This window comes from Aquimarina sp. AU119 (assembly GCF_900312735.1).
Lineage (GTDB): Bacteria > Bacteroidota > Bacteroidia > Flavobacteriales > Flavobacteriaceae > Aquimarina > Aquimarina algiphila.
On record NZ_OMPF01000008.1, the window covers coordinates 1 to 12,971 of the forward strand.

The 12,971-nt window shown below is 32.3% G+C and carries 12 protein-coding genes; 3 read left to right on the forward strand and 9 right to left on the reverse strand.

Translation table 11 applies throughout. The features are described from left to right. The first annotated feature begins 257 nt into the window (after positions 1–257). Entirely contained in the window at positions 258–887 is a 630-nt protein-coding gene (locus tag DK442_RS07600; protein ID WP_109435264.1) for a hemolysin III family protein, read from the forward strand. 50 nt (positions 888–937) lie between these two features. Here DK442_RS07600 and DK442_RS07605 read toward each other — a convergent pair whose 3' ends face one another. From DK442_RS07605 to DK442_RS07620, 4 genes are all read right to left on the reverse strand, one after another. Then, positions 938–1,738, reverse strand: a complete 801-nt coding sequence (locus DK442_RS07605) for a hypothetical protein (protein WP_109435265.1) — start codon at positions 1,736–1,738, stop codon at positions 938–940. Between the two features lie 100 nt (positions 1,739–1,838). Beyond that, the gene (locus DK442_RS07610) at positions 1,839–2,267 is read right to left on the reverse strand and encodes a DUF4268 domain-containing protein (protein ID WP_109435266.1); all 429 of its coding nucleotides are present in this window, start codon (positions 2,265–2,267) and stop codon (positions 1,839–1,841) included. Between the two features lie 4 nt (positions 2,268–2,271). After that, entirely contained in the window at positions 2,272–2,949 is a 678-nt protein-coding gene (locus DK442_RS07615; RefSeq protein WP_109435267.1) for a ZIP family metal transporter, read from the reverse strand. Then, on the reverse strand, positions 2,949–3,680 hold the full coding sequence (locus DK442_RS07620) for a class I SAM-dependent methyltransferase (RefSeq protein ID WP_109435268.1): 732 nt from the start codon (positions 3,678–3,680) through the stop codon (positions 2,949–2,951). Before DK442_RS07620 ends, DK442_RS07615 begins: the two co-directional genes overlap by 1 nt. Before the next feature lie 105 nt (positions 3,681–3,785). Between DK442_RS07620 and DK442_RS07625 the strand changes: the two genes are divergently transcribed. Together DK442_RS07625 and DK442_RS07630 are read left to right on the forward strand one after the other, a co-directional pair. Continuing rightward, positions 3,786–4,943, forward strand: coding sequence for a class I SAM-dependent RNA methyltransferase (locus DK442_RS07625; RefSeq protein ID WP_109435269.1), 1,158 nt, complete (start codon positions 3,786–3,788; stop codon positions 4,941–4,943). A gap of 141 nt (positions 4,944–5,084) precedes the next feature. Then, positions 5,085–8,357, forward strand: a complete 3,273-nt coding sequence (locus DK442_RS07630; protein WP_109435270.1) for a glycosyl hydrolase — start codon at positions 5,085–5,087, stop codon at positions 8,355–8,357. A gap of 115 nt (positions 8,358–8,472) precedes the next feature. Here DK442_RS07630 and ggt read toward each other — a convergent pair whose 3' ends face one another. The 5 genes from ggt to DK442_RS07655 form a co-directional block, all read right to left on the reverse strand. Further along, entirely contained in the window at positions 8,473–10,158 is a 1,686-nt protein-coding gene (gene ggt / locus DK442_RS07635; protein ID WP_109435271.1) for a gamma-glutamyltransferase, read from the reverse strand. Positions 10,159–10,213: 55 nt separating this feature from the next. After that, positions 10,214–10,948, reverse strand: a complete 735-nt coding sequence (locus DK442_RS07640; protein WP_109435272.1) for a DUF6048 family protein — start codon at positions 10,946–10,948, stop codon at positions 10,214–10,216. Continuing rightward, complete coding sequence (locus DK442_RS07645; protein WP_109435273.1) at positions 10,914–11,432, reverse strand: DUF6452 family protein; 519 nt, start codon at positions 11,430–11,432, stop codon at positions 10,914–10,916. Before DK442_RS07645 ends, DK442_RS07640 begins: the two co-directional genes overlap by 35 nt. Positions 11,433–11,917: 485 nt before the next feature. Beyond that, positions 11,918–12,328 (reverse strand): hypothetical protein, encoded by a 411-nt coding sequence (locus DK442_RS07650; RefSeq protein WP_109435274.1) that lies wholly within the window; start codon positions 12,326–12,328, stop codon positions 11,918–11,920. A 44-nt stretch (positions 12,329–12,372) separates the two neighbouring features. Then, entirely contained in the window at positions 12,373–12,681 is a 309-nt protein-coding gene (locus DK442_RS07655) for a hypothetical protein (protein WP_109435275.1), read from the reverse strand. Positions 12,682–12,971 lie beyond the last annotated feature (290 nt).

A 12,971-nucleotide genomic window follows, 5' to 3' on the forward strand; every position in this document is an offset into this window, starting at 1 on the left:
TTAATAGAACAATCCATAGAAACTTATAATAATAAAAGACCACATTGGAGTCTTAATTTAAAAACACCTAATTTTATACATAACAAAAAATCCTGTGAAGCTAGCTTCACAGGACTAAATTAAATATCGTAAAATTGTCAACCTATTTTAGGACGACTCATATTTAATATGTTGATAATAAGTTTTTAATTAATAGCTTGTTATTATTTTTTAGTCTTTATTTTTATAAATTAAAACGTGATTCTTTTTAATTATTTATGGGTAACATACAATCACAAATAGAAGAGCGTTGGAATTGGATAACGCATGGAGTTGGGTTCATTCTTTCTATAATTGGCTTTTTTATTTTGCTCAATTCAAACTCTAATAAAACATTATATAGTACGTTTGTTATAATAATTTATACAAGTTCATTGTTAATTCTGTATTTTGCTTCTACTGCTTATCATTATACTTCTGATGCTACATTAAAAAGAAAATTTAGGGTACTAGATCATATAAGCATTTATCTGCTAATTTCAGGCACCTATTCACCAGTTACTCTAATATCTTTAATAGATAGTAAGGGGATATCATTATTTATAATTGTTTGGTCTTTGGCTGTTATCGGAACAATATTAAAAATATTTTTTACTGGTAGATTTGATGTTTTATCAGTTATCCTATATCTTATCATGGGGTGGCTGATTGTATTAGATATAGATACATTATCTAATGTGGTAGGTGATGAGGGAATTACATATTTGATGTTAGGGGGGGCTGCATATACTATTGGTATAGTTTTTTATGCATTAAAACAGATACCCTTTGGACATGTTATCTGGCATCTTTTTGTACTCGCAGGCAGTATTTTTCATTATATGTTTATTCTTAGGTATGTGATTTGATAAAAAAATAGACATCAAAAGAAGTTTAATGCCTATTTTATAATAATTTTTTATCCTCTACATCCTCGAAGTACTCCAAAGACATAATCGTCTGCAGCTTCATTAAATTCATCACCACAATTTCGATCACTACCGCCACCACTAGAGAAATTCACATTACTACATTGATCATGATCTAAGCAATCTTTTGTCCATGCGCTTGGTATCCACCATCTACCACAATCACCACCACATCTTCCCATACATCCATAATTATCTCTTGCTTTGCTTCCCACTCTTATTCGATCAGAGTGATTTCCTCTTGAGTCGTCATATTCTGCATTTACATAAGTGTTCTTCCTAATGCAGGTGATACCCTCGTTTCTACTTTTGAGATTAGTTGTATTTACTTCTGCCTCAATAACTCTTTTAGTATAGGTGTAATCAGGAGGTGATTTTGCCCAATATTCCATAAGACTTAATAGTGTGTATTCTGTCATTAGGATTTCTCCTTTTTTTGTTTCCAGAAGATAATTAGAAATTGTACCACCTAAGGTAAGAATACTCTGTTTTTCTTTTTCAGTTAAAATAATATTATGACCATCGATAAATAAACTTTCATTCTGATAGTTAATATCTGCCTGAATGGATTTTTTGTTGATTTCAATGATGACAGTAAATACAAGTTCTGATTTGGCTTTTACAGAATATCTAATCTCTGAGTTTTGAATTCTAATTTTACCAATAAAAGAATTTGAATCTTGCTGTTCTAATCCCAATTCTTTTGCATCAGGAATAACAGCATCAGAAGTACATTTTGAGAAAATGAACGCGAATAGCAGTATTGCTATTATCTTAAAATAATTTTTCATAAATAGTGAGTTTGTATTATTGCTAACTAATTTACAAAAAACACTTAAAATTATTGATAATATAAAAAATTAGCTAAAAAACAAAAGAATTGTTATTTTTCTAGTCCTTAATATAATCTTTATATTCTAAAAAGAATATTTCAAGCTGAGACATTTTTTCATTCAAAAATTTCATAGTTTCTTTCCAACATGTTTTATTATGGATACTAACATTTGTTAATTCAGTATAAACTCTGGAAATAGTTTTTCCATTATCTAATTCATAATATTCATCAAAAACAATATCTGGAATATATTCTGAAGTTAGAATATTTCTTAAACTCACTAATTTTTCATAATAATACGCTCTTATTATTTTGTCATAAGGTTCTATGTCTATAGATACTTGTGCTTTTTTTGTAGTAAATGTAAATTTTAAAGTTACATCTTTGATTTTGGTGTTATATAGTAACCATTTACGGGAGTATTCTTTTCCAAAACTAGTCCAGAATTCTTGTCGAATTATTTTTGATTCAGATTTGCTAAACATGTTTTTATATGAGATATGCCGCCGCAGTTGCCGCAAGAATAACTAAAAGTTTTGTAACGTTAAATTTATGCCCCTCATTACTTTCAAAAAGGATAGTTGTGGATACATGAAGAAATATACCAATCACTACAGCAGTAATTTCTTTATAATAATTTTGAGCTAATGTGAAGTTCTCAGAAAGAAAAGTGCCTAACGGAGTCATTAGTGCAAAACCTGTTAATGATAAAATAATAATGAATCTTTTTATTTTAGTATGTAATAAAAAGGTAGTTAATATCATTGCTACCGGAATCTTATGAATTATTATACCCATTAAAATTCCATCGGTATGATGCATAGGAAAACCCTCTAATATAGCATGTAATCCTAAACTGATGAATAGTAGTTTTGGTACTCGATGGGTTTCTTTATCTAAATGAATATGGCCGTGCTCCGCACCTTTAGAAAAATATTCTAATACCTTTTGTAACAAAATACCAATCATTATCCATACACCTGTTCGTTTTGCAAAAGGATTATTTTCAAAAATCTCTGGAAGTAAGTCAAAAATTGTAATTGCAAGAAGAAAAGCACCACTAAAAGCTAGAAGTAATTTTAGGTTTTTCTGATTAGATGCCTTGAATATAAAAACCAACAATGCTCCTATAAATACGGCGACTATGGATAGTATATAATTGTACACTATTTAAATATTAATATAAGTCGTGGTGAATTATTTTTATTAAATTTTTGTAATTGGTAATTACCAAAAATATCTAGTAAGTCAACATTTGCTTCTTTAAAATAATTCTCAAAATCAGCTAAGGATATACTTTTTACTCTTTCTGTAAAGAAGAAATCTTCATCATTATCTCTAAATCTTATTTCTTTTATTATATATCCATTTTCATGATATCTTCTGATTTTAAAAGAAATTCCATCAACTTCCTTTATTTCATCTTCAATTAGATTATCTATAATGTAATCGACATTCATAAAATCAATAACTCCAAAGCCTTTATTGTTTAGATTTGATTTAATGGCTTTAATAGTATTGAGGTTGTCTTCTTCTTTATCAAAATAACCAAAGCTTGTAAATAAATTAAAAACAGCAGAAAATTTTTCAGAATAGGGTTTACGCATATCATGAACTCTAAACTTTAATGCTTCATTTTCAAATTGAGAAGCATAGGTTATACTGTTTTTAGAGAGGTCTGCTCCAGTAACATTATATCCTAATTTATTAAGATATATGCTATGTCGGCCTTTACCACAGGCTAAATCTAAAATTTTTTCATCAGCTTCTAAACTTAGATAATGAGTTAGATTATCCATAAAATTTTGAGCTTCAGTATCATCTCTATCTTTGTATAGGATATGATAGTATGGCGTATCAAACCATGATGCATACCACATTGTTGAATCTTTTAGCATAGGGCGCAAAATTAATGTATTTTTGCGGTTTAATTATAGAAGTTGTTTAAAGTTTTATCTCTCGTCTTAGAAAAATTAAACGACTTTATATCGAAAACTTGGATAGTGAGTAATTCATTTAAAATGGTAGCCAAAACCCTTTTTGGTTTTGAAGAAGTTCTTGCAAGAGAACTTAGAAACTTAGGAGCGCAAAAGGTAGAAATAGGGAATCGCGTAGTCAGTTTTTATGGCGATACAGGATTTATGTATAAAGCAAATTTATGCTGTAGAACTGCTATTAAAATATTAAAACCAATTACTTCTAGGAGAATAAAGAATGAACAAGGTTTATATGATTTTATTCAAACTATTGAATGGAAAGAATATTTAAGTATAGATGATACATTTTCAATTCACGCTACTGTCAATTCTACTCTCTTTACTCATTCACAATTTATAGCTTTAAAAACCAAAGATGCGATAGTAGATAAATTTAGAAAAGAAACAGGCAAAAGACCCAATGTAGATATAGAACATCCAGACCTTTCTATAGATGTTCATATTCAGCAAGATGTATGTACGGTTTCTTTGGATAGTTCTGGAGGCTCATTGCATCACAGAGGGTATCGTACAGCGACTAATATAGCGCCAATTAACGAAGTTTTGGCCGCAGGATTGTTATTGCTTTCTGGCTGGGATGGTCAATGTGATTTTTTGGATCCGATGTGTGGTAGTGGTACCATGGCTATAGAAGCAGCTATGATCGCTTGTAATATTCCGGCAAACCTAAATCGTAAGGAATTTGCTTTTGAAAAATGGCTGGATTGGGATATGGATTTATTCGAAAAAATAGAAGAATCATGTCTCAATAAAACCAGAGATTTTCATCATTCTATAATTGGGATGGATAAAGCTCCTTCTGCAGTAAGAAAGGCAAATGTCAATGTAGAAAATGCAAATCTTACTGATTTTGTTAAAATAAGAGAAGGAGATTTTTTTGAAACAACTAAAGAAATAGAGGGACAACTTCATATAGTGTTTAACCCACCTTATGATGAACGTTTAGAAATCGATATAGAAGAGTTCTATTCACAAATAGGGGATACATTAAAACAAAATTACCCAGGTACTAATGCATGGTTTATTACTGGAAATCTTGAAGCATTAAAATATGTTGGACTCCGACCTTCTCGAAAGATAAAAGTATTTAACGGGAAGTTAGAAGCCAGGCTAGTAAAATATGAAATGTATGCAGGTAGTAAAAAGGCAAAGTATCAAAAGTAATATGATTTTACCCTTATATATCTTCTGATTTTTCTTCTTAGGATTTTTTTTAATAGTTTATGTTTTTGTTAAGAGATTATTATTGAAATAACAATAATTTTCTGATAACAATTTGGCTATTAACTAATCATCCTATTTGATATGAAAACAAAATTCACACAATTATTTTTCATAGCATTCTTGTTCATCTTTACCTTTTCAATAGACGCGCAGCGATCTAAAGTGAAACAAGAAGTGTTATCAGTATTCTCAGATTCAGTTTTTTCTGGATTAAAGTTAAGAAATATAGGTCCTGCATTTATGTCTGGTAGAATTGCTGATGTGGCTATTCATCCAGAAAATGAAAGTATATGGTATGTTGCTGTAGGTTCGGGAGGAGTTTGGAAAACTGTAAACGCAGGAACTACCTGGAAGCCTATTTTTGATGATCAAATTTCATATTCTATAGGATGTGTTACTATTGACCCCATAGACCATAATGTTATATGGGTAGGTACGGGAGAGAATGTTGGAGGTCGTCACATGGGATATGGTGACGGGGTTTATCGTAGTGAAGATGGAGGTCTTTCCTGGAAAAATATGGGGCTAAAGAATTCTGAACATATTTCTAAAATAATTATACATCCAGAAGATTCTAATGTGATTTGGGTTGCTGCTCAAGGGCCATTATGGAAAAAAGGAGGAGAACGGGGATTATATAAATCTGTTGATGGTGGAAAAACATGGAAAAAAACCTTGGGAGATGATGAATGGGTTGGTGTAACAGAAGTAGTAATAGATCCAAGGAACCCTGATCAACTCTATGCAGCTACATGGCAAAGACATCGCACTGTTGCTGCTTACATGGGAGGTGGTCCAGGTTCAGGCTTACATCGTAGTGTTGATGGAGGAGAGACCTGGGAAAAACTCAAGAATGGACTTCCTAAGTCCTGGATGGGTAAAATAGGATTGGCTATTTCGCCACAACAACCAGATATTTTATATGCCGCTATAGAGTTAGATAGAAGAACAGGAGGAGTATATCGTTCTACAGATCGTGGAACAACTTGGGAGAAACGTTCTGATGCAGTAGCAGGTGCTACAGGACCTCACTATTATCAAGAGTTATATGCTTCTCCACATCATTTTGAAAGATTATATCTTGTAGATTCACGGATGCAAATTTCTGAAGATGGAGGAAAAACATTTACAAGAATGAATGCAAAACATAAGCATGGGGATAATCACTCTATTGCTTTTAAAAAAGAAGACCCAAACTATCTTTTGGTTGGAACCGATGGAGGGTTATATGAAACATTTGACCTTACTGCAAATTGGAAATTTGTAGACAACCTTCCTGTAACGCAATATTATAAGGTTGCTGTGGACGATGCTGAGCCGTTCTATAATATTTATGGTGGTACACAGGATAATAGTACTCAAGGAGGACCTTCAAGAACTGATAATTTACACGGGATTCAGAATTCTGATTGGAAGATTGTATTAAATTGGGATGGTCATCAACCTGCAACTGAACCGGGTAACCCCAATATCATGTATGCAGAACGTCAGCAAGGTAATTTATCACGAGTTGATTTAACAACAGGAGAAGTTGTGGATATCCAACCCCAACCTGGAGCAAATGAAAATTTTGAACGTTTTAACTGGGATGCGCCTATTTTGGTAAGTGCACATGATCCAAAACGTATTTATTTTGCTTCTCAACGTCTATGGAGATCTGATAATAGAGGAGATAAATGGACACCAATTTCAGGAGATTTAACTAAAGATCAGGAAAGAATAGAGCTGCCTATTATGGGTAAAAAACAATCCTGGGATGCTCCTTGGGATTTTTTGGCAATGTCTAATTATAATACAATTACATCAATAGCAGAATCTCCAAAGAAAGAAGAGATACTTTATGCAGGTACTGATGATGGAATTATTCAGGTGACTGAAGATGGAGGAAGTAATTGGAGAAGGATTAACGTTGGGATACTTCCTGGGGTACCAGCTACAGCTTTTGTAAATGATATTAAAGCTGATCTTTTTGATGCTAATACGGTGTATGTAGCTTTGGATAATCATAAATATGGTGATTTTACACCCTATCTATTAAAAAGTATGGATAATGGGCGTACATGGAAATCTATTAAAAGTAATTTGCCTAAAAGAACATTAGTTTGGCGTATAGTACAAGATCATGTGCAACCTAATCTTTTGTTTGTTGCTACCGAATTTGGAATTTATTTCACAATAAACGGGGGAGATAACTGGATAAAATTAAAAGGAAATATGCCTACCATATCATTTAGAGACCTTGCTATTCAACGTAGGGAGAATGATCTGGTAGGTGCTTCTTTTGGGAGAGGGTTTTTTGTATTTGATGATTATTCATTTTTGCGAACGATTTCAGAATCTAAATTGAAAGAAGAAGCGGTTTTGTTCCCTACTAGAGATGCATGGTGGTATATTCCAAGACCCAACTTAAGTTTTGATGACGAAAAAGGAAGTCAAGGAGCTTCACATTATGTAGCGCCTAATCCAGATTTTGGTGCCGTTTTTACATACTATTTAAAAAATAGTTTAAAAACAAGTAAAGAAAAACGACAAGAAATCGAGAAAAAAAATAAAGGAAAAGATATTGCGTTTCCAGGTTGGGATAAAGTAGAAGCAGAGCGCACAGAAAATATACCAGAAGTCATATTAACTATAACAAATAACACTGGGGAAGTGATTAGGAGAATTAGCGGACCGGTGAAATCAGGCTTTCATAGAATAGCTTGGGATTTACGATATCCTTCTTCTGAAGCAATTCCTTTAAAAACAGAAGGAAACTCTTCTAATACTTCTCAAGGTTTTATGGCAGTACCAGGAGTGTATACTGCTACTTTATCAAAGATAGAAGATGGAAAAGTAACTCAATTATCAACACCGATCACATTTACAGTGAAACGTATGAATAATGGTGCTTTAAAAGGGGCAACACCAGAAAAAGTTGCAGAATTTTGGAGGAGTTTTGAAAAAACAATTGGAAAAGTTTCTGCTTTGGATATACAGGTGAATAGACAAGAAAAACGTATTAAAGCGCTGAAGATAGCTTTACAAAGGGCTAATAGTACTCCTGGAGATCTCGATAACCGTTTAAATACACTAGAAAAACGTATGATGGACTTAAGGAGAGATTTGTATGGAAACAGTTCTAAGCAACAAGTAGGTGAGAAAACTAAACCCACTATTGGAAATAGGGTATTTGCAATATATAGGGGAGTGGATCGCTCTACATATGGACCAACTAGTACGCATTTGGAAACAATGCAGATTATCAATAATCAAATAGGTATGATTACTTCAAAACTCGCGCTAATAAAAAATGAATCTATTGCGCTTTTAAAAGTGTTAGAAGAAGCAGGAGCACCATTTGTTGAAGATTAGTACACATGGTATAAGGTTTAATACATGCTCCTGATAAACTAAAGGAGCATGTATTTAAAATGTATTATCTTTTCTTTGAGAAGAAGAACAATATTATGTTCAGTATTTAAGTGAATTAATAACCCGCTGCCTGTCCATCTTTTCGGGATTCTGAAGCTCCATAATACACACCATCTTTTAGCATAATAGCTTGGTATCCTCCATATGGACCTAAGGCATATGATATTTTATGACCTTTGGATAATAAACTTCTAATGGTTTCATAAGAAATACCTGATTCTATGTGTAATGTGCCACCGTTGATCATATTTTCACCAGTTGGTTGAGAAGACCCCATATGATTTATTCGAGGAGCATCACCTGCTTCTTGCAGATTCATCCCAAAATCGATCATGTTAACGATAATTTGTACATGACCTTGAGGTTGCATACCTCCTCCCATAAGACCAAAGCTCATAAAGGGTTTTCCATCCTTGGTTACAAATGCCGGAATAATAGTATGGAAAGGTCTTTTTTTAGGTTCATAAGTATTAAAGTGTCCCTCTTCTAATGAAAATAATTCACCTCTATCCTGTAGTATAAACCCAAGCTTTGTAGGTGTCATTCCGGACCCCATACCACGAAAATTACTTTGTATTAGAGAAACCATGTTGCCTTCCTCATCTGCTACAGTTAGATAGATGGTATCTCCATCATTAAGGTTTCCTGCATCATAGGTTTTTGTGGCTTTATCAACGTTAATTAATTTTTTTCTTTTGGCTGCATATTCTTTAGATATAAGTTGCGTTACAGGAATGGTATTGAAGTCTGGGTCAGCATAGAATTTTGCCCGATCTTCATAAGCTAATTTTTTAGCTTCAGTAAGGATATGAAGATATTCTGGAGTTCCAAACCCCATTCCTTTAATATCATAATCTTCTAAAATATTTAGCATTTGTAATGCAGCAATTCCTTGTCCGTTTGGAGGTAATTCCCATACATCATATCCTCTGTAATTGGTTGAGACGGGTTCAACCCATTCTGAAGTATGATTTTTGAGGTCGTTATAGTTTAGAAACCCTCCATTATCTTTTATGTATTTTGCTATAGTTTTTGCTATATCACCTTTGTAAAAAGCATCTCTACCTTCTTTTGCAATTTTCTCTAACGTATTTGCCAGAAATGGATTTTTAAAAATTTCTCCTTTTTTGGGAGTAGCGCCATTAGGCATATAAGTATCAGAAAAGCCTGGATATTTTGATAAGAAAGCAGAGCTACGGTGCATATAATAGGCTATTAATTCTGTAACAGGAAAACCATCTCTGGCATAATTAATTGTAGGGTTTAAAATTTCCTGCATGCTTAATTTTCCAAATTTATTATGTAATTCATACCAACCATCTACGCATCCTGGAACTGAAACAGGAAGCGGACCGTGAGCAGGTATCTTTTTATGGTTGTTTTTCTTGAAGTACTCTAAAGTAAGTTTTTCTGGAGACCTTCCACTTGCATTAAGACCATGAAGCTTTTTTGTTTTTGCGTCCCAAACAATTGCAAATAGATCTCCTCCAATACCATTTCCAGTAGGTTCCATTAATCCTAACATTGCATTTGCAGCGATTGCAGCGTCTATTGCGTTTCCTCCATTTTTAAGTATGTCAAGTGCAGTTTGTGTAGCTAATGGGTGACTGGTTGCGGCCATACCGTGAGTTGCAATTATTTCTGATCTGGTAGTAAAATTTTTACCTGTAATTCGATCTTGAGAAGAGGTAATATTAACAAAAAGTAAAAGTAGAAAACAAAGCCCTATAGATAATTTCATGTGTGAGAATATTATAAAATATTCAAACAATATAAGAAATAAGAGATAATAAAGATTATTTCTTCTTCTTAAAAAATGGAATAAGGTAGCTTACTGAGTATCCATAACCTACACCAATACTACTAAAATCATTTGTTCTTCCAAATCCAGGAATGTAAAGGTTATCAAATCTATCAGGTTTTTTTTCGGTTATTAAGGTCCTTAAAGATACATTAGCTCCTAAATAGAGGTTTCTGATAAGTTCTACCTTTATGCCCAGTACAAGTTCTGCCCAGCTAGCATTAAGGTCTTTAACTTCAATTTTATCAGTTATTGTATTGGGACCAAAGTAATTTGTGCCAGTAAAAATTGTATATTCATTAAGAGTCTGATCAAAGGTTGAAAATCCATAGCGTACACCTACATAGATATTGTTTTGCATTCCGTACCAGTTATCGTAGATATTATAGTCAACTCCTGCTCTAATATAGCTTCCAGAACCTTCTACTTCAATGTTTTCTTCATCTCTAACTAAAGATTCATTACCTACCTCGGCAGCAATATAGAAATTTTTATAAAACCTGTAATCTCCAACAATCTCAAAGCCAGAGTATTTATTGTCTACTGCAGAACGAATTATTCTTCCAAGATCAACACCTGCTCTAAAACCATATTTTTCTGCCGGAGGCAAAGTATCATTAGATTTAACCGGAAGTGTATCTTTGATTTTAGTGTTTTGTTCTTCTTGTCCATAGAAACAACAGGTTATTAATAGACTAATGAAAAATAAATACGTGTGCAGTTGTCTCATCGGTTACGTCTTCTCTTTGTATTGTTATATTTTTGATCCAACTCCCATCATCTCCAGCAACTGGAGGAGATATAGTCAATCCTTCATAGTTAATCTTAAATCCACAAGCACTACTTACATATTCTTCTACAGTTGTATATTGAATGCTTATGACGTCTGTATTAGCGGGTGTTTCTGGTTCGTTGGTCGTATTAGAATCTATAGTGAGTTCATAATCAGTAATAGAAGAATTAGTTCTAAGGGGTATTAAGATCGAATCAGTAACACTTCCTAGTGGGAATGGGTCTTCTACGTCCATATCAACAGCTACAGCTTTTACTTGTAGCTCTGATGGAGCTTTTATTTCGGTACCATTATCAAAATCTATAAACTTAATAATAAGCAGTGGAGTCGTAGGAGTACCTTCTGCACAGATGTCATCTCGCTCACAACCTAAAATAAAAATTGAGCTTAGTGTAAATAATAAATATTTAAGTACTCTCATATAGCATCTTTTTCTAGCAAAATCATTTTTTAAATAGAGCTTTAGTGTTTGTTTGCAAAATGTTTTTTTAGACTTTTATTATTATACTTATAAAAATCATAATTTAAATGACCAAAAATATAAAAGATAAACCAATTCATATTAGTTATTTTTCAAAAATAAAAGACTCAAATAAAGTTCTAATGTTGCTTTGTTAAATAAAATCTAAAGATATTTTAATTGTTTGACTGTTTAATTTATTGTACAAAAAAAACCGGGAACTATGAGGTAAATTCCCGGTATAAACACTAGTGGAAAACGAAAAATTGATTTTGCTTCTAAAGAAAAGCCCCGAATCTTTCCACCGTGTTTTATCTCAAGTAAAAAAAGGGGTTGGGGGTAATTTATTTTAAAAACCGGGAACATGTTGCAGTTCCCGGTAACCGCAATAGAAAATGTAGAAGATTGCTACATCAAGTTGCCATAATCTAAAGGGTGTATTTGTACTATTCTAGAAAAACTAAATTTTTTGCATTGGTGGTACAATCTTGATTAAAAGTAACCGTACAACTATAATAATTTCTTTGGTTTTTTCCTTCTATATCAATCCATTCAACATAGTTTACAACGGTAAAAGTGGTGTCATTAATGATTCTTACATTTTCATCATTATTTCCAAAGGATGTAATAGTAGAGGATCTTAATCTTCTGTTAATGATAGAATGAGATGCAATTAATGCCTCTGATTTAGTAAAATAAAATGTACTTTTTTTATTTATTCCAGAATTGAATAATATTCTTTTGTCATTTGAGTGTGAACTAAGTAATACGGTTCCGGATGTTAATAAAATGCAAGTTAGAAAAAATATAAGGAGTCTTGTGACCAACTCTCTTTTTTTAAAATTTGGTGTTATCATGGGGGTAGCCTTGAAAAAGTAAAATAATTTGTGTGTAGAAAGGTTTATGGTAAACGAACATTAGCATTTTTAGCTTTTTGTTCTTTTTGATTTTCTATTTTTTTCCATTTGGAATAATTCTCTTTATCTCCAACTTTAAGAAAAGCATCGGCTACAAAACCAGCATGCATAGAGATTTCCAGATCAGATCCATTTCGTTTAATAATATTGTATTGTTCTATAGCATCTTGTACAACTTGATTTTTAGTTTCGTTAATTTGTTGATGAATCGTTTCGTCAGAACCTGTTGTAAACACGAAATAAATTAAAATTAGAAGAATGAAGATAAGAGGGATTTTTACCACATTTCTCATAGTTGTTAGTTTAAGTAAACTTCTGGTTTGACTATAAATTTATTGTAGTAGCAATCTTCGAGTACAAATGTAGGAAATAACGCATAATATTAAATACAGCCAAACCATTAACTTTTTACGGTAAAACCATCGAAATATTAAACGTAATTTAGTTTTATTTTGAATTCAAGATATTGAATTTCAGATTTTTAATTGTTTTTTGTTAAAGAAAATGAGATTATAACTAATTATGGCATTATTCATTAATAAATTAATGAATAATTCTTTAATAAAATATGAAATGATTAAAA